Below are 17,881 nucleotides of genomic sequence, written 5' to 3' on the forward strand. Positions count from 1 at the left end.
AGTTTCGCTCGTTAGAATAGAAGCAAAATTTAGGACAGGAACTTTCCATGAATCAGTCACCCACTTGGCACGATGTGATCGGCGAAGAGAAAAAGCAGAGCTACTTTGTAGACACCTTGAATTTTGTTGAAGCCGAACGCGCCGCAGGCAAAGCTATTTTTCCTTCCGCAAAAGATGTCTTTAACGCGTTTCGTTTTACCGAGTTCAAAGACGTTAAGGTCGTGATTCTAGGACAAGACCCATACCACGGCCCAAATCAGGCGCATGGCCTGTGTTTCTCTGTACTTCCTGGCATTAAAACGCCACCGTCACTGGTTAATATGTATAAAGAGCTGGCGCAAGATATTAAAGGTTTCCAAATCCCTCAGCATGGTTTTTTGCAAAGCTGGGCTGAACAAGGCGTATTGTTACTCAATACGGTATTAACGGTGGAGCAAGGTAAAGCGCATTCACATTCAAAGACAGGTTGGGAAACGTTTACTGATCGAGTGATTGAAGCCATTAATCAGCATCAAGAAGGTGTAGTGTTCTTGCTATGGGGTTCACATGCACAGAAGAAAGGTCGTTTTATCGATCGCAATAAGCACCATGTGTTAGCTGCCCCACACCCATCGCCACTTTCTGCACATCGAGGCTTTTTCGGTTGTAAGCATTTCTCTCAAGCAAACCAGTTGCTTACATCACAAGAAAAAGCACCAATTAACTGGCATTTGCCATTAACGGTATAAATGAAGAGACAGCGATCATGGATGGTATGATCGCTGTTTTTTTGAGCACGCTCGAGGCTGATAGTAAATTTCTCATGTACACTTACTAAAAGTAGGTGTTAAGGAGAGACGCTATGATGATCGAAAGAATTCGACGCGAACATGGTTATATGGTTCGTCTGTTGGCGATACTGCGCCATAAGCTTAATGAGATAAAAAAAGAACGTGTAATCAACTATGCGTTAGTAAGCGAGATTGTTGATTACCTCTCTAATCATTCGGAGAAAGTACACCACCCGAAAGAAGATATCCTCTATCACCACTTTCTTGAACACTATGGTAAGCAACAAACCATGGAAAATTTAGAGAAAGAACATCTAGAGTTAGCGAGTAAAACCAGAGAGTTTTCATCCGTGATAGAGATGATCCTTCAGGATGCTGTTGTGCCACAAGACATGTTCGTCGCTCACCTAGAAGATTTCATAGAATCGCAAAGGCACCACTTGGAGCTAGAAGAGCGAAAAATTTTGCCTCTCATTGAAGAGTTATTTACCACAGAAGATTGGCAGCATGTCGAGAGCTTATGGAGCGTCAGTGAGGATGATCCTGTGTTTGGTGACACGGTTGCTGATCGTTATAAGCAGTTGGCCGAACGTGTTCGTCAAAGTGATACTGAGTATGTTTAAGCCTGAGTGATGAAACCTGAGCGAGCGAAAGCCGTCTCTCGGGTTTGTGAGATACATTTCTTATTTATTGGGAATCAACCGAAAATTTAGTGTGCATATTTCTCGGCAAAAAGTACGGAAGATTCTCATTGAGTAATAATGGTATTCATACTTAAACCTTGGTACATAAACTCACGGTGTTTACGGTCACTGTAAACAAAAAACAAAAGGCACCTGTAAGGTGCCTTTTGTTTGAATTAGAGTTTAATGTCTTCCAAGTTATAATCGGTACAGACATCAAGTTCGCGCAGCTCTTTAAGCAAATTGCGTCTGTCGTTCATCTCTTCTATTTCACGCCACTTTCGCTTTACTGGTTTGGCACGAGATTTGGTTGTTGAGGTAGTATCCAGATTAAAAATGTCATCTAGTTGAAAGCCTTCCATAAGCCACCTTTACCTTTCTTAAGCTAAACTGTTGTAACCAGTCCTTGTGGAGTTTTTTAAGTACCACAATAGCCGTGAGAATAACCATGATATATTTCGCATTTGTGTCGGTAGCATGACATTTTCGTGCAAAAATATTCTCAAAATCACACTTTTTATTGCAACGATGTGGATAAAAAATGCACAAACGATCTCAAGAAAACGATTAAATAGAGAAATTTTCTATGTTAATTCGATTTGATGAATGGGTGCACTGCGCAAAGGTTAAAGTTGCATAAAATCAGTTTGATGAAATAGTGTTCAATTAGATGGTAAGTCACTAGCGTAAATTTATGTAACACCTTGTGAATACTAGCTTGTTCTTATTTATACGGTTTGCCATTCCATTTAATGAAGAATAATTATTTATGTTGGTGTTTGGTAATTGAAATGTTGCGTAGTTTGAGTGTTAAGTCTTCTATTTATGTTATTTTTTGGTGACTTTATAGTGAAAAATAACAATGTTATTCTTATTGTTGCATATTGATTTTTGCGCTCCTAGGTTGCATTATCCGCCCGTCAAAAAATACGCTGGTACGTAAAATGGATGCATGAAGCGACGTTTACGATTCTAGATTGCCCATAAACATTACTTAAAAAGCTAAGCACACTTTGACACTTAGCAGGCAATTTGGTGGATGGCTAGGACGCATAGACTGGCGCAACTCACTTTGAGGTACACATGACAGACTTAATCAATTTGATGAACGATCTCCTCTGGGGTTCGATTCTGGTTTATCTTCTTGTTGGTGTTGGTATTTACTTCACCGTTCGATTAGGGTTCATTCAGTTCCGCCATTTCGGCCACATGTTCTCTGTTCTTAAGAACAGCCGTAAAGCAGACAAAGCTGGTATTTCCTCTTTCCAAGCGCTTTGTACTAGTCTTGCTGCACGTGTTGGTACAGGTAACATGGCGGGCGTTGCAGTTGCATTGACTGCGGGTGGTCCTGGTGCGATCTTCTGGATGTGGCTGATTGCAATGCTTGGTATGGCAACATCGTTTGCTGAGAGCACACTGGCGCAGCTATACAAAACCAAAGATGATGATGGCAACTACCGTGGTGGCCCTGCCTACTACATGGAAAAAGGCCTGGGCATGCGTTGGATGGGCGTGTTGTTCTCAGTTTTCCTAATCATCGCTTTTGGTTTGGTATTCAACGCCGTACAAGCTAACTCAATTGCCAATGCAATGAGCAACGCATTTGGTTGGAATAACCTGTATGTCGGTATTGCCGTTGTTTTACTGTCTGCAATTGTTATTTTCGGTGGCATCAAGCGTATCGCAAGAGTTGCTGAGATGATCGTTCCGATCATGGCACTACTTTATCTAGCCCTAGCGCTGTTCATCATGTTCTCTAACCTAGAGAAATTACCTGATGTATTGATGCTTATCTTTAAGAGTGCATTTGGTCTGCAAGAAGCAGCAGCAGGTGGTCTTGGCTACGCAATTGCACAGGCAATGATTAACGGTATCAAGCGCGGTCTATTCTCGAATGAAGCAGGTATGGGTTCTGCACCTAACGCGGCAGCTTCAGCAACACCTTACCCACCACACCCAGCGTCTCAAGGTTACGTACAGATGCTAGGCGTGTTCATGGATACGATCGTTATCTGTTCTGCAACAGTGGCTATCATCCTGATGTCTGGTGAGTATGTCGGTCAAGCAACAGAAGTGACGGGTATCGAGCTAACTCAGCGTGCATTGAGCTCACAAGTTGGCGATTGGGGCGGCATCTTTGTTGCTGTGGCAATCTTCTTCTTTGCGTTTACTTCAATCATTGCAAACTACTCGTATGCTGAAACGAACTTAATCTTCCTAGAGCACAATCATAAAGCGGGCTTAAGCATTTTCCGCGTTATTGTTCTTGGTATGGTGATGTTTGGTGCACTAGCTTCGTTACCAGTCGTATGGTCGCTTGCTGACGTCTCTATGGGTCTGATGGCGATAGTCAACTTGGTGGCGATCATCTTGCTATCTGGCATCGTGATTAAACTGGCCAAAGATTACAATCGCCAGCTTGGTGAAGGCAAAGTGCCAACATTTGATGCGAATGATTTCCCAGAGCTGAAATCTCAGCTTGAAGAAGGCATTTGGTACAACGATAAAAAAGACTAAGTGAGCTATCACTCATAGTTGAAAGCTATTAGTACGATGTAAAAAGCCATGCAGACAATGCATGGCTTTTTTTGTACCCTATTAAAAACAAAATTAGAGAAGGGAAAGTCATGCTTATCGTAGTTTCTCCAGCGAAGACTCTTGATTACGAGTCTCCGTTAGCGACAGAAAAATTTACTCAACCTGAGTTGGTCGAATACTCAAAAGAGCTTATCGATGTTTGCCGCAAACTGACTCCTGCTGATGTTGCCTCTTTAATGAAAGTGAGCGACAAGATTGCCGATTTAAATGTGGGCCGATTCCAAGAGTGGAGTGAAACGTTTACCACGGAAAACTCTCGACAAGCTATTCTTGCATTTAAAGGTGACGTTTACACAGGGCTAGACGCCGAAAGTTTATCTGAAGCGGACTTCGAATATGCTCAAGATCATCTGCGTATGCTATCGGGTCTTTATGGTTTACTAAAACCACTTGATTTGATGCAGCCATACCGTCTTGAAATGGGTACCAAGCTTGCAAACGACAAAGGTACGAACTTGTACCAGTTTTGGGGCAATGTTATTACGGACAAGCTTAACGAAGCGATTTCTGCTCAAGGTGATAATGTCCTTATCAACCTTGCATCAAATGAATACTTTAAAGCGGTTAAGCCAAAGAATTTAGATGCGCAAGTGATCACGCCAGTATTCAAAGATTGTAAGAATGGTCAATACAAGGTCATCAGTTTTTACGCGAAGAAAGCGCGCGGTATGATGGCGCGTTACATCATTGAAAACCGTGTTGAGAGCGTGGCAGACCTGACTAAGTTTGATACGGCGGGTTACTACTTTGTGGAAGATGAATCGACGCCAACAGAGTTAGTATTTAAACGCGAAGAGCAAAAATAAAGCTGATTGAGACGTAATCGACGTTAATCTCTTTCAGCACAAACGAAAAAAGGGTTGGCATTGCCAACCCTTTGTTATTTTCTAGCTTGAGCTACTTGGCCCCAACAAGATTACTTCTTCTTAGCGGTTTTCTTTTTCGCTACTTTTTTCTTGTCGTCTTTTTTCTTTTTCTTCTTAAACACGGGCTTTTTGTGTTTAGGACGCATCTCTTTCACGAAACGCTCTTTGATGTCTTCTTTCACGTAACGTGCAACGCGATCCATCATTGGTTGGTCGTGTGCTTCTACGATTGAGATAGCGTTACCTTTCTTACCTGCGCGAGCAGTTCGGCCGATACGATGAAGGTAAACATCAGCCGTGCGCGGCATGTCGTAGTTGATAACGTGTGATACATCCGGAAGATCGATACCACGCGCAGCAACGTCCGTCGCGAGCAGAACGTTCACAGTTCCATCGCGGAAGCGAGAAATTGCATTGTTACGACGATCTTGCGGCATTTCACCTTGAATCCAAGAACATGGAATCTGTGCACTTTCAAGCTGCGCTCGTAGCTCAGCCAAACGCTCACGAGTCTTTAAAAAGACGATAGTGCGCTCTGCTTGCTGAGTAATAATGTGTTTTAGTAATTCTAGTTTGTGTTCAGCATCATCAGCTCGGTGGTACCACTGAGCAATTTTCTTACGCTCACGCAGCGGTGATTTTGCATCAATCTCTGCTGGGTCATTCAACAGATCAGCGGTAAAGCCTTCTACGCCTTTCCCTTCTAACGTTGCTGAGAACAGAAGGGTTTGCTTACGCCAGCGACATTCGTTAGATAGGCGATCGACAGTAGGAGCAAAACCCATATCTAGCATACGGTCTGCTTCATCAAGGATTAACCATTCGATTGCACGACAATCAAAACGTTCTGCATCAATGTATTCTTTTAAACGGCCAGGTGTCGCAACCACAATGTCTTGTGTTGTTGCAAGGATGTCGGCGTGCTCTTGGTACTGAACACCACCAGTGATGGTGAAAATGTTGAGTTTGGTATTTTTTGCCAAAGCACGTGCTTGATCGGCAATTTGCATCGCCAGTTCGCGAGTAGGTGTTAGGATCAAAATACGCGCAGGCCCAGGCTTACGACGAGGGAAGTCTTGCAAGTATTGCAATGCTGGCAGGACGAAGGCGGCCGTTTTACCAGTTCCTGTTGGCGCTGACGCTAGAATGTCACGACCGTCCAACGCTTGTGGAATCGCTTCTGCCTGAATTTTTGTTGGGCGTTCGTAACCCATCTCTTCAATGGCTTCAAGTAGGTTTTGGTCTAGATCAAGTTCAGCAAAGGTTCTGATCACAATGAGTTCTCCACAAGCAAAGCTTGGTTAATGGTTCGCCACAACAGCATAGAATACAAAAAGGTCGCACATTATAAAGTGATTGGTGATAAGGATCACATGTTATTTCACATCTTAAGATAAAACTCGCGGGTTAACTGGATGAAATCATCACTATAGCCGTCATTTGAACGGATAATTAAATGTGACGTCTGCAAATCGCAAGGTCGTTTTGACAGTTCAAATAACAATCGGTGTACTGGTTTCTTTTCTGATGGTTGCACACGACAGATCCTCGATAGATACCAACCTTGGTTTAATGCTAGCTCAATGAACTGCTCGCCTTCGGTGATTGGCAACACAAAACTAGCTCTCCCTTCGTCATCAAGCAAATGATAGCAACGCTGTAGCAATGCGTTATGGCCTAGCGTATCAGTGTGCCTCGCGGTTGCACGTTGACTGTGTTTCGATTGCTCGCCGCTGTTGAAGTAGGGCGGGTTACAAATGATGCGTTGGAATGAATGTGTCGGCGTAAAGTGCAGTATGTCGGTGTGATGCACACTTACACGATCTGACCAAGGAGACTGGGCCATATTTTTTTGCGCGGCAGCAACGGCTGTTAATTCGATATCGACCGCGGTTATTTGAGCTTCCGTAAAGCGTTGAGCACACATCAGGGCAAGCAGGCCAGTGCCAGTGCCAATATCGAGAATTTTAGCGTCGTTAGGGCTTTGAATCCAAGCACCAAGCATTACCCCATCTGTGCTGACTGGCATACCACTCTCGCCGCCCTCAATACAAAATTGCTTAAAATTGAAACCTTTAGTTTTCAGTTTTTTGTTCTTCATGATTGTTTTATATTTGCTCAATAATTAAGTGGATTACTCTATTGTTTATTAATTGTATAGATTGTTGTTTTGTTGGTTATTAAATTGTATTGTTAATTGATCGAGATAAAGAACTGGTCTGTTATTTGGATCTGGTTATATCCACTGCTTTTAAGTTTGAAAACTAAATTAATATGGTGTTTTTTTCTTAAAGGTTGCCAAATGATGAGTCTTTCGTCATTATGCGGCGAAAATTTTATAGATTGAACCACGTGTACTTATTGACTTTAGGTATACAAAAAGTGGTCTAAGCATACACAACATTCATTAATTAAAAGACAAGGGTTATCTGTGAAGCAGACGTTAAAACTAACAGATATTATCGCAGTAGGCTTTATGCTATTTGCGTTCTTTTTAGGTGCGGGCAATATTATCTTTCCACCTCTAGCGGGTCAGTTAGCGGGTGAAAACTTAATGCCAGCTATGTTTGGTTTCTTGCTGACAGCGGTAGGTCTACCTCTTATTACTATCGTTGCTATTGCTGTTGCTGGTGGTTCTTGGGATCACTTAACGCAAGACCTTCCGAAAAAAGCAGCGGTTATTATGGCTGCGTTGATCTTCATCATCATCGGTCCTGCGTTTGCTGCGCCTCGTACTGGCCTAGTGGCTTACGAGATGGCGGTGAAACCTTTCTTCCTTGAAGCGTCACAAACGCATCTCACTGCATTTTCAGTGATCTTCTTTATTGCGGCGATGATGTTCTCATGGTTCCAAGGCCGTTTGATCGATCTTATCGGTAAAGTGCTGACACCAGCATTGTTCGTTGGTTTGATCATTCTTGCTGTCGCTGTCTTCCTTGATCCTCAGGGCGATATGATTGGCGCGCACGGTGAATACCTAACGCAACCTCTGACCAAAGGCTTCTTAGAAGGCTACAACACAATGGATACGTTCGCGTCATTGATGTTTGGTATGCTGATGGTTGATGCACTGCGCGGTAAAGGCATTACTGAGCGCTCTGCAACTACTAAATATCTGATCTATGCAGGTTGTATTGCTGCTGCTGGTCTTGCGTTTGTTTACATCTCACTATTTTACTTAGGTGCGACGAGTGCAACGGTTGCTGCTGGTGCTGATAATGGTGGCCTAGTGCTTAGCCAATACGTTCAAGCGTTGTTTGGTCCATACGGTCAAATCGTTCTGTCTGTCATCGTATTGCTAGCGTGTCTGACAACCGCGATTGGCTTGATCTCTGCGTGTTCAGATTTCTTCAGCTCGAAAACACCACTGTCATACAAGCAATGGGTACTGATTAATGGTTCTGTTTGTGCATTGGTTGCAAACGTTGGTCTTGCACAGCTGATTTCTCTGTCAGTGCCAGTATTGTTTGCGCTGTACCCTGTGGCGATTGCGTTGGTTGCACTAACATTTGTGCGCAGCAAACTGCCAAATCCACGTTTTGCTTACCGCGCGGTACTGCTTGTATCTCTGTTGTTTGCGTTGGTTGATGCGGCAAAAGTATCGGGTATTGATGTTTCTGCGTTTAACATGTTGCCACTATTCGAAGTCGGCATGGGTTGGGTGCTTCCAACATTTGCGGCTATCGTGTGCATGTTCTTCATCGCGAAACCTCGCCCAGAACTAGCACAAGAAACCGCGTAATCACTTCGCGTTATCAAGATAATAAAAAGCCCGATGAATTACTTCATCGGGCTTTTTACTTTTTAATGATGACGTGTTTGCGCTATTAAAGCGTGTCGTGGAATTCCACAAGAACTTGTTCACACCATTTTTCGATGCGTTCATCACTCAGTTCGTACTGTGAGTCTTCATCTAACGCAAGTCCAACAAACTTGCTGCCATCTTCGATCAGTGCTTTCGATGCTTCAAATTCGTAGCCTTCATTTGGCCAGTAACCGATAAAGGTTGCGCCTGTGGCTTGTAATTCATCGTGAAGTAAGCCCATCGCATCTAAATACCACTCTCCGTAACCTTCTTGGTCACCCAGGCCAAACAGCGCTACAACTTTGCCTTTCAGTGGCGTGGTAGCGATGTCTTGCCAAATCGCGTTCCAATCTTCTTGAATTTCACCAAAATCCCAAGTTGAGATGCCAAGGAGTAATAAGTCGTAGTCCGCCATTAGTGATAACGGTGTCTCTTTCACATTGTGAATGTCGACAAGGTCTTCACCAATAAGGGTACGAATTTTCTCTGCTGCCATTTCTGTGTAGCAGGTCGTTGAGCCGTAAAAGAGTCCGATTTTCATTATATTCGTCGTTATTTGTGTTGCTGTTGTGGAAGATTCTAACCATAAATTGAGGAAGATTGCAGCGAATATCCTATGTGGGATGATTTTTTATGGTATTGGATTGGCAGGTGCTTTAATCTAAATACTGTAAATATAAACAGATAAGGAAGCATTCATGACGGCACAACAGCCTGTCAATCAACAAGATTTTTCGCTTGTTGAGCAATTCTTAGATGCGATGTGGATGGAGCGTGGTCTATCAGAGAACACGTTGGCTTCCTACCGAAACGATTTAATGAAGCTGCTCGTGTGGATGGAAAAACATCGATACCGTCTTGATTTTATCAGTTTGTCTGGCTTGCAAGAATATCAAAGCCACCTTGTAGACTTAGATTACAAACAGACGTCCCGTGCGCGTATGTTGTCGGCTATTCGTCGTTTATTTCAATACCTGCATCGTGAAAAGGTGCGCGCTGATGACCCGAGTGCGCTCTTGGTTAGCCCTAAACTGCCACAACGTTTACCCAAAGATATTAGTGAAGAGCAAGTGGACGCGTTGCTCGAAGCGCCAGACCCGAATGACCCTATAGAATTGCGCGATAAAGCGATGCTAGAGCTACTCTACGCGACAGGGTTGCGTGTGACAGAGCTCGTCAGTTTGACCATGGAAAATGTTAGCTTGCGCCAAGGGGTGGTGCGCGTGACTGGTAAAGGTGGTAAAGAACGCCTGGTTCCTATGGGGGAAAACGCGGTCGATTGGATCGAGACGTTCATTCAACAAGGGCGCCCTGCGTTACTTGGTGATACATCATCTGATATTGTTTTTCCTAGTAAACGCGCAAGACAGATGACTCGTCAGACGTTTTGGCACCGTATTAAATACTATGCTTTAATAGCAGGGATTGATACTGATCAGCTGTCGCCGCACGTACTGCGTCATGCCTTTGCCACGCATTTATTGAACTATGGCGCAGATCTCAGGGTCGTACAGATGCTTTTAGGACATAGTGACTTATCGACCACGCAAATTTATACTCACGTGGCGACTGAACGATTGAAGCAGATCCACAGTCAACACCACCCAAGAGCATAACAATGGTTAGATTCATCCATGTCCTCTTGGAAAAACGATTTTACATTAAGGTGAATTTCATGAGCGTATTACGCCGACTAACTCTGCTGACTTTACCATTTTTTGTTACCGCTTGTGGTGCAGAAGAAAGTCAGGCTCAAACGGAGACTCCTGCGCAACAAGTGGCGCCAGCTGCACAAAGCGGCTTTGATGAAGCAGCATTAAAAACTAAGTTCTCAAAGCTTGGTTTATCTATCGTTGATATTCAACCATCAGACGTCGCTGGCTTATTGGAAATTCAAACCAATGGCGGGATCCTGTTTGCTTCAAATGATGGTAGCCATTTTATCGCCGGTACGCTTTATGCCATTAATGATGATGGCAGTTACAAAGATGTCATAGCAGAGCGTCAAGCGCCGCTTAACGCCGAGAAAATTGCGCAGTTCTCCGATAGCATGATCGAATACAAAGCCGACGATGAAAAGTACGTTGTGACCGTATTCACCGATATCACATGTGGTTACTGTGTGCGTCTGCATAGCCAAATGCAAGGCTATAATGATCTAGGTATTACAGTGCGTTACATGGCTTACCCTCGCCAAGGTGCAACTGGCCCTGTGGCAGAACAAATGGCAACGATTTGGTGTGCTGAAGATCCGGCGTCGGCAATGCACAACGCGAAAGTGAATCGTACATTTGATAACCCTGCGAAAGACCTGAAACAGTGTAAAGAAACCATCCAGGCGCATTACAATCTAGGTCGCCAATTGGGTATTTCTGGTACGCCAGCAATCTTCTTACCGAATGGCGAAATGGTTGGTGGCTACCTACCACCTGCAGAGCTATTGAAACGTTTAAAGCAACTATAATCCATTAGGAGCAGAGTCGGCAAAGTTGTCGGCTCTTTTAAGCATGATAGAAATTCAACGACGTCCTGAACCTGATCTTTCCCTTCTTCCTGATTCCATTCCTCCGATTCTTAAACGTATCTACATCAACCGTGGGATAACGGATCTTTCACAATTAGAAACGTCGGCCCGTGGGTTGCATTCATATCAAAAACTCGGGGGGATTGAGCAAGCTGTCGATCTTTTGTTTCAGGGGATAAAAGAACAAAAACGCATCATCGTTGTCGGTGATTTTGACGCTGATGGCGCGACAAGCTCAGCATTATCAGTACTCGCGCTGCGCATGCTTGGTAGTCACAATGTGGATTACCTAGTGCCAAATCGTTTTGAAGACGGTTATGGGTTAAGCCCAGAAGTCGTTGACCAAGCCTTAGAGCTTGGCGCTGAGATGATCATGACGGTGGATAACGGCGTCTCATCAATCGAAGGTGTGCGTTACGCAAAAGAAAATGGCATTACCGTGCTCGTTACCGATCACCACTTACCAGGACAAGTGTTGCCTGATGTGGATGCAATGGTGAACCCAAACCTTGAGAGCTGTAGCTTTCCATCTAAAGCGCTTGCGGGTGTAGGGGTCGCGTTTTATCTCATGATGGCACTATGCGTTCATATGCGAAAACACAATTGGTTTGCAGAACAGGGGATGCAAGAGCCCAAGTTGATGGAATTGATTGACCTTGTTGCACTGGGTACCGTCGCCGACGTCGTTCCATTGGATGAAAACAACCGCATTCTTGTACACCAAGGCTTGCAACGTATTCGTGCGGGCAAAGCGCGTCCCGGCATCCAGGCATTAATTGAGGTCGCGAAGCGCGATGCGCGTCGTTTAGTTGCGTCCGATTTTGGCTTTGCTTTAGGTCCACGTATTAACGCTGCAGGTCGTCTTGATGACATGTCTTTCGGTGTTGAACTATTGATGTGTAACAACATCCACGCTGCTCGTCGCATGGCAAGTGAATTGGATGGCTTGAACCAAACTCGTAAAGAGATTGAAGAAGGCATGAAGCAAGAAGCGATGGCTTTCTGTGAGCGCCTTCAGTTTGGTGAAGGCAATGAGCTTCCTTATGGCTTAGCCTTATTCCAACGTGATTGGCACCAAGGTGTGATTGGTATTTTGGCTTCGCGCATTAAAGAGAAGTTTCACCGTCCAGTCATTGCATTTGCTGATGGCGGAGAAGGGATGATTAAAGGCTCGTGTCGTTCTATTCCGGGGCTACACATGCGCGATGCGTTGGATTTCATCGACACACAAAACCCGGGTTTGATCATCAAGTTTGGTGGACACGCTATGGCAGCAGGCTTAACGATTAAAGAGCAGGATTTTGAGCGTTTCAGTCGTTTGTTTGATGAAGTGGTAAAAAAGGAACTCGATGAAGCGGCGCTAAAAGGCGTGATCATGTCCGATGGTGAACTTAAGCCGGAAGAGTTCTCTATGCATGTTGCTGAACAGCTGCGATCGGGTGGTCCTTTTGGACAAGCTTTCCCAGAGCCAATCTTTGATGGTGAGTTTAAAGTACTGCATCAAAAGCTGGTGGGTGAGAAGCATCTTAAATTGATGTTAGAGCCGCTTTATAAAGGTCACCCTACCAATGTGATGATCGACGGTATTGCATTCAATGTTGATCTACGTCGATGGCCAGATGCATCGGTTAAAACAGTACGTCTCGCGTATAAGCTGGATGTGAATGAATTTCGTGGTAATCAATCATTGCAATTGATGATCGACCATATCGAAGCTAAGTAATACCTAGATTAACCTTTCTTATAGAGTACGGTTGCCCCTAAGTGGACGTGAAATTTTATGACCGTGCTCTCTCTCACCGCAATCTGATTTCTCATCCGAAATTTTCCTGTATCTCGGTCACATTTTTCAGTAGAATTTCTCGGTTAAATTCTATTCTAAAATGTTGAGTAAACATGTTTGAAATCAATCCAATTAAAAACCGTCTGCAGGACGTGTCTCAGCGCACAAATGTCCTGAGGGGGTATCTTTGACTATGACGCGAAGAAAGAGCGTCTAGAAGAAGTCAACGCAGAACTTGAACAACCAGATGTATGGAACGAACCTGAGCGTGCGCAAGCACTGGGTAAAGAGCGTGCATCACTAGAAGCGGTTGTTGAAACCATTGATCAACTAGAGCAAGGTGTGGAAGATGTAGAAGGTCTTCTTGAGTTGGCTGTAGAAGAAGAAGATCAAGAAACATTTGACGAAATTGAACCAGAACTTGCTGAGTTGGAAGAGAAGCTAGAAAAGCTTGAATTCCGTCGTATGTTTTCTGGCGACCACGATAGCTCTGATTGTTACATCGATTTGCAAGCTGGCTCTGGTGGTACAGAAGCACAAGACTGGACTAACATGCTGCTGCGTATGTACCTACGTTGGGCAGAAGCGAAGGGCTTCAAAGCTGAAGTGATTGAAGTCTCTGAAGGTGAAGTCGCGGGTCTTAAGTCGGCAACAGTTCGCATCTCTGGTGAATATGCGTACGGTTGGTTACGTACTGAAACGGGCGTTCATCGTCTTGTTCGTAAATCTCCGTTTGATTCAGGCGGTCGTCGCCATACGTCATTTGCTTCTGCGTTCATCTATCCAGAGATTGATGAAAACATCGACATCGACATTAATCCTTCCGACCTACGTATTGACGTTTACCGTGCGTCAGGCGCAGGTGGTCAGCACGTAAACACCACAGAATCTGCGGTACGTATTACGCACGTACCTACGAACACAGTGGTTCAGTGTCAGAATGACCGTTCTCAACATAAGAACAAAGATCAGGCAATGAAACAGCTTCGAGCGAAGCTGTTTGAGCTTGAATTGCAAAAGCAAAATGCGGAAAAACAAGCTAATGAAGACGCTAAGTCTGACATTGGCTGGGGTAGCCAGATCCGTTCTTACGTATTGGATGACTCACGTATTAAGGACCTCCGTACGGGCATTGAAAACCGTAATACTCAAGCGGTTCTTGATGGCGATCTGGACAAATTTATTGAAGCTAGCCTGAAATCAGGTCTATAAAGCTTTTCACCGACAAAAACAGGATACATCGAAAATGACTGATGCTGTTCAAAACGAAACTGTACTAGAAGAAAATAAGCTGATTGCTGAACGCCGCGCTAAACTGGATGCAATCCGAAAGAGCTGCAAAGCGAACGGCCATCCAAACGACTTCCGTCGTGACGCACTAGCGGGCGACCTTCAGAAAGAGTTCGGTGAAAAGACGAAGGAAGAGCTAGAAGAGCTTAACCACGTAGTAGCAATCGCTGGCCGTATCATGGCTAAACGTGGTCCATTCTTGGTAATTCAAGAAACTTCTGGCCGTATCCAAGCTTACGCTGACAAAGCGGTTCAAAAAGTACTTAAAGAAAAATACCAAGGTCTAGATATCGGTGACATCATCGGTGTTAAAGGTGCACTTCATAAGTCTGGTAAAGGTGACCTATACGTGAACATGGAAGAGTACGAGTTGCTAACCAAAGCACTACGTCCACTTCCAGAAAAGTTCCACGGTCTAACTGACCAAGAGATGCGTTACCGCCAACGTTACGTTGATCTGATCGTTAACGAAGACTCTCGTCAAGCGTTCGTAGTACGTTCTAAAGTAATGTCTGCAATCCGCAACTTCATGATCTCTAAGCAGTTCATGGAAGTTGAAACGCCAATGATGCACGTTATCCCTGGCGGTGCGAGTGCGCGTCCATTCATCACGCACCACAACGCACTAGACATGCCAATGTACCTACGTATCGCGCCAGAGCTATACCTGAAGCGTCTAGTTGTTGGTGGTTTTGATCGCGTATTCGAAATCAACCGTAACTTCCGTAACGAAGGCCTTTCTCCACGCCACAACCCAGAATTCACAATGATGGAATTCTACATGGCGTACGCAGACTACAAAGATCTGATGGACCTAACTGAAGAACTACTAAGCTCAGTGGCGCAAGAAGTTCTAGGTTCAACGTCAATGCCTTACGGTGATGAAACGGTTGAGTTTGGTGGTACTTACACTCGTATGAGCATGTTCGAAGCAATCAAGCACTACAACCCAGACCACGCGCAAATCCAAGCGCTAACAGAAGAAGACCTACAAAACCGTGATCTAATGGTTTCTATCGCGAAATCTGTTCACGTTGAAGTAGAACCTTTCTGGACATGTGGTCAGCTTCTTGAAGAGATCTTTGGTGAAACAGCAGAACCTAAGCTAATGCAGCCTACGTTCATCACTGGCTACCCAGCAGATATCTCTCCACTAGCTCGTCGTAGCGATGACAACCCGTTCTTTACAGACCGCTTTGAGTTCTTTATCGGTGGCCGTGAAGTAGCGAACGGTTTCTCAGAGCTTAACGATGCTGAAGACCAAGATGCACGCTTTAAAGCACAGGTTGAAGCGAAAGAGTCTGGTGACGACGAAGCAATGTTCTACGATGCAGACTACATCACTGCTCTAGAGCACGGCCTACCGCCAACAGCAGGCCAAGGTATCGGTATCGACCGTTTGGTTATGCTACTGACTAACACGCACACTATCCGTGACGTGATCCTATTCCCTGCAATGCGCCCGCAAGCGTAATTCGATAGGATGAGTAAAAAACCACCTTCGGGTGGTTTTTTTTGCCTTTTAGTTAAGGTAATTCAAGTTGTTGCACTTGCCTTTTAATGGGATATGCAAATAAACATTCGCCAAATCTCAATCTATTGCATAGTCTTAATACTGAGACAGACGTGAGGGGGCGGAGTCTCGATAATGTTACCCGCTCGCAAAGATAAGTTTGTGGCACAAAATTTCTATTAACAATGAAAAAGGGTTAGAGAATGGCTGGGCAGTTTAAGATGGATTCCATCCCGGGATCGCTTGTGGTAGTTGGCGGTACTTATGAGCCTTGGTTATCGGTACTGGAGCAAGTGGGCTGGAAGTGTCATCAAGTAGGTGACTTACGCAAAGCTAATACGCTGTTAGAAGATATTGGTCCATGTATCGGTATTGTTGATCTCAGCCATGACGAGTTCAGCTTGAATGGTTTGGCGAACTTAGTCAGCTCTCACAAACACGTACGTTGGTTAGCGTTTATTCGTGAATCTCAGCTTGGCACTGACACCATATGCCAGTTCATTGTTAACTTTTGTATCGATTTTTTCACAGCGCCGATCCCAGATGCACAGTTATTAAGCACAATAGGTCACCAGCTTGGCATGCTTAAATTGGAGAAAAAAGTTTGGCCTAGTTTTGGTAGCAGTTTAGATATGGGTTTGATCGGTGAATCTATCCCGATGAAACGTTTACGCGATCAAGTGAAGCGCATTGGTCCAACGGACGTCAGCATTCTGATTTCTGGGGAAAGTGGGACTGGTAAAGAGGCGGTTGCTAGGGCCATCCATAAAGTCTCTTCACGCTCTCATAAACCGTTTATGGCAATTAACCGTCGCGCACTCAATGAACAACGTTTCCAAGCTGAAGTATTTGGTATTAACGCCGATGAAGATATGGAAGCATGCCTGCTTGAACAAGCAGATGGTGGCACCGTGTTGTTTAATGACATTCTTACCATTTCAAAAGAGCAGCAAATGAATCTGCTGAGATTCTTGCAAGAAGGCACCATTTATACCAAAGATGGCGTAAAAGCGGTTAACGTGCGTATTCTTGCTGCTAACTCGTCGGATGTTGAAAAAGCTTTGATTGACGGTGACTTCAATGAAGAGCTTTACCATTACATCAACGTTCTGCGCATCAATGTCCCTAGCTTGAAAGAACGTGCGAGTGACATCGCATTGCTGGCTCGTTTCTACTTACAAGAGTTCTCAAAAGAGTACAACTCGCAAGCAAAAAGCTTTTCTGAGGATGCCTTCAAGGCACTGACACGTTATTTCTGGCCTGGAAATGTGCGTGAGCTGATGAACCAAGTGAAGCGAGCGGTATTAATGTCCGACAGCGTAATGATTGAAGATCATCACTTAGATTTACCTCAACGTAATGACTCAAAGCGCAGCTTGAAATCAATCCGAGAGAAGAGTGAACGTGATGCGTTGCTGGTTGTTTTGGAATCTCATTCTGGTCAAGTTTCAAATGCGGCGAAAGAGCTCGGAGTTTCGCGTGCAACCATGTATCGACTACTTAATAAACATAACTTGATTTCCGAACAAGCCATGTAGTTGGCCTTTCCCTGTGTTAAATAGGCGAATAAATACAATAAAAGAGAGTGGCCACAGAGCCGCTCTTTTTATTTTTGTTTGGTTTGATTTATAAAATCCGCAAATTTATATATTCCTCAGGTGAATATGTTATACATAAAAGTATATGAAACTAAATTGCGGTGTATTGATTTGTTTTTAATCAAAAAGGCAAAAAATGTTTGATATATATTCATCAAAGCTTACAATTTAACCGTAACTCAATGAGTTATACCTTTCATAAACGGATTAATTTTTAGCTAGGAGGCGCAAGATGAAACATTACGTTGTTAACACCACTGCTTGCGCTGATCGTATGCCTATCGCTCCGATAACCCTTAAATCGGATGATACCAATACCACTGGCTCACAAGATAAAAATTAATCCGTAACCTAATTTATGTTTACTAGGCTGCGGAAAAGTAGCGGCTTAGTATCAACAGAATATTTCTGTTCATTTTACGCACTATTTTTCCCAGTCGAATACATCGAT

At 44.1% G+C, this 17,881-nt stretch carries 15 protein-coding genes; 11 read left to right on the top strand and 4 right to left on the bottom strand.

What is annotated here, in order from left to right; all coding sequences use genetic code 11:
* Nucleotides 1-47 precede the first annotated feature (47 nt).
* Nucleotides 48-728, top strand: coding sequence for a uracil-DNA glycosylase (gene ung / locus R8N49_RS12050; RefSeq protein ID WP_318189988.1), 681 nt, complete (start codon nt 48-50; stop codon nt 726-728).
* Nucleotides 729-841: 113 nt separating this feature from the next.
* Nucleotides 842-1,393 carry a hemerythrin domain-containing protein gene (locus R8N49_RS12055; protein ID WP_318189989.1) on the top strand — a complete coding sequence of 184 codons (552 nt, stop codon included), beginning with the start codon at nt 842-844 and terminating at the stop codon, nt 1,391-1,393.
* A gap of 236 nt (nt 1,394-1,629) precedes the next feature.
* On the opposite strand, the gene R8N49_RS12060 is transcribed toward R8N49_RS12055, so the two are convergent.
* The gene (locus R8N49_RS12060) at nt 1,630-1,815 is read right to left on the bottom strand and encodes a DUF3545 family protein (RefSeq protein WP_005381805.1); all 186 of its coding nucleotides are present in this window, start codon (nt 1,813-1,815) and stop codon (nt 1,630-1,632) included.
* Between the two features lie 721 nt (nt 1,816-2,536).
* On the opposite strand from R8N49_RS12060, the gene R8N49_RS12065 reads away from it, so the two are divergent.
* Together R8N49_RS12065 and yaaA are read left to right on the top strand one after the other, a co-directional pair.
* Nucleotides 2,537-3,970 carry an alanine/glycine:cation symporter family protein gene (locus R8N49_RS12065; RefSeq protein WP_005381800.1) on the top strand — a complete coding sequence of 478 codons (1,434 nt, stop codon included), beginning with the start codon at nt 2,537-2,539 and terminating at the stop codon, nt 3,968-3,970.
* Nucleotides 3,971-4,080: 110 nt separating this feature from the next.
* A complete protein-coding gene (yaaA, locus tag R8N49_RS12070; RefSeq protein WP_005382848.1) occupies nt 4,081-4,857 on the top strand; it encodes a peroxide stress protein YaaA in 777 nt (258 codons plus the stop codon).
* A 110-nt stretch (nt 4,858-4,967) separates the two neighbouring features.
* Here the strand turns inward: yaaA and srmB are convergent, their stop codons facing one another.
* Nucleotides 4,968-6,191 (bottom strand): ATP-dependent RNA helicase SrmB, encoded by a 1,224-nt coding sequence (gene srmB, locus R8N49_RS12075; RefSeq protein WP_005381797.1) that lies wholly within the window; start codon nt 6,189-6,191, stop codon nt 4,968-4,970.
* A gap of 107 nt (nt 6,192-6,298) precedes the next feature.
* Nucleotides 6,299-7,018 carry a tRNA1(Val) (adenine(37)-N6)-methyltransferase gene (locus tag R8N49_RS12080; protein ID WP_104978805.1) on the bottom strand — a complete coding sequence of 240 codons (720 nt, stop codon included), beginning with the start codon at nt 7,016-7,018 and terminating at the stop codon, nt 6,299-6,301.
* Nucleotides 7,019-7,348: 330 nt separating this feature from the next.
* Between R8N49_RS12080 and brnQ the strand changes: the two genes are divergently transcribed.
* On the top strand, nt 7,349-8,659 hold the full coding sequence (gene brnQ / locus R8N49_RS12085) for a branched-chain amino acid transport system II carrier protein (RefSeq protein WP_005382851.1): 1,311 nt from the start codon (nt 7,349-7,351) through the stop codon (nt 8,657-8,659).
* An 85-nt stretch (nt 8,660-8,744) separates the two neighbouring features.
* On the opposite strand, the gene fldB is transcribed toward brnQ, so the two are convergent.
* On the bottom strand, nt 8,745-9,263 hold the full coding sequence (gene fldB, locus R8N49_RS12090) for a flavodoxin FldB (RefSeq protein ID WP_005381790.1): 519 nt from the start codon (nt 9,261-9,263) through the stop codon (nt 8,745-8,747).
* Between the two features lie 157 nt (nt 9,264-9,420).
* Here fldB and xerD point away from each other — a divergent pair, with 157 nt between their 5' ends.
* The 6 genes from xerD to vpsR all read left to right on the top strand — a co-directional run bounded on the left by xerD (nt 9,421) and on the right by vpsR (nt 17,370).
* On the top strand, nt 9,421-10,338 hold the full coding sequence (xerD, locus tag R8N49_RS12095; protein WP_005381788.1) for a site-specific tyrosine recombinase XerD: 918 nt from the start codon (nt 9,421-9,423) through the stop codon (nt 10,336-10,338).
* Between the two features lie 59 nt (nt 10,339-10,397).
* Complete coding sequence (gene dsbC / locus R8N49_RS12100; RefSeq protein ID WP_005381786.1) at nt 10,398-11,186, top strand: bifunctional protein-disulfide isomerase/oxidoreductase DsbC; 789 nt, start codon at nt 10,398-10,400, stop codon at nt 11,184-11,186.
* Nucleotides 11,187-11,229: 43 nt separating this feature from the next.
* Nucleotides 11,230-12,969: a single-stranded-DNA-specific exonuclease RecJ gene (gene recJ, locus R8N49_RS12105; protein WP_258495167.1), complete on the top strand. Its 1,740-nt coding sequence runs from the start codon at nt 11,230-11,232 to the stop codon at nt 12,967-12,969.
* A 173-nt stretch (nt 12,970-13,142) separates the two neighbouring features.
* Nucleotides 13,143-14,241 (top strand): peptide chain release factor 2 gene (gene prfB, locus R8N49_RS12110; protein ID WP_100068604.1). Its coding sequence is split into 2 segments (ribosomal slippage): nt 13,143-13,217 and nt 13,219-14,241, totalling 1,098 coding nucleotides; the frame shifts between segments, so codons are not numbered across the junction.
* A 34-nt stretch (nt 14,242-14,275) separates the two neighbouring features.
* Nucleotides 14,276-15,793, top strand: coding sequence for a lysine--tRNA ligase (gene lysS, locus R8N49_RS12115; RefSeq protein ID WP_005382861.1), 1,518 nt, complete (start codon nt 14,276-14,278; stop codon nt 15,791-15,793).
* A gap of 242 nt (nt 15,794-16,035) precedes the next feature.
* A complete protein-coding gene (gene vpsR / locus R8N49_RS12120; RefSeq protein WP_318189990.1) occupies nt 16,036-17,370 on the top strand; it encodes a cyclic-di-GMP-binding transcriptional regulator VpsR in 1,335 nt (444 codons plus the stop codon).
* The last annotated feature ends 511 nt before the right edge of the window (nt 17,371-17,881 follow it).

Source organism: Vibrio sp. 1978, from assembly GCF_033344345.1.

What these genes read in the sequence shown, in the direction of transcription:
- ung (WP_318189988.1), top strand. Translation starts at nt 48, where the DNA reads ATGAATCAGTCACCCACTTGGCACGATGTGATCGGCGAAGAGAAAAAG.
- R8N49_RS12055 (WP_318189989.1), top strand. Translation starts at nt 842, where the DNA reads ATGATGATCGAAAGAATTCGACGCGAACATGGTTATATGGTTCGTCTG.
- R8N49_RS12060 (WP_005381805.1), bottom strand. Translation starts at nt 1,815, where the DNA reads ATGGAAGGCTTTCAACTAGATGACATTTTTAATCTGGATACTACCTCA.
- R8N49_RS12065 (WP_005381800.1), top strand. Translation starts at nt 2,537, where the DNA reads ATGACAGACTTAATCAATTTGATGAACGATCTCCTCTGGGGTTCGATT.
- yaaA (WP_005382848.1), top strand. Translation starts at nt 4,081, where the DNA reads ATGCTTATCGTAGTTTCTCCAGCGAAGACTCTTGATTACGAGTCTCCG.
- R8N49_RS12080 (WP_104978805.1), bottom strand. Translation starts at nt 7,018, where the DNA reads ATGAAGAACAAAAAACTGAAAACTAAAGGTTTCAATTTTAAGCAATTT.
- fldB (WP_005381790.1), bottom strand. Translation starts at nt 9,263, where the DNA reads ATGAAAATCGGACTCTTTTACGGCTCAACGACCTGCTACACAGAAATG.
- xerD (WP_005381788.1), top strand. Translation starts at nt 9,421, where the DNA reads ATGACGGCACAACAGCCTGTCAATCAACAAGATTTTTCGCTTGTTGAG.
- dsbC (WP_005381786.1), top strand. Translation starts at nt 10,398, where the DNA reads ATGAGCGTATTACGCCGACTAACTCTGCTGACTTTACCATTTTTTGTT.
- recJ (WP_258495167.1), top strand. Translation starts at nt 11,230, where the DNA reads ATGATAGAAATTCAACGACGTCCTGAACCTGATCTTTCCCTTCTTCCT.
- lysS (WP_005382861.1), top strand. Translation starts at nt 14,276, where the DNA reads ATGACTGATGCTGTTCAAAACGAAACTGTACTAGAAGAAAATAAGCTG.
- vpsR (WP_318189990.1), top strand. Translation starts at nt 16,036, where the DNA reads ATGGCTGGGCAGTTTAAGATGGATTCCATCCCGGGATCGCTTGTGGTA.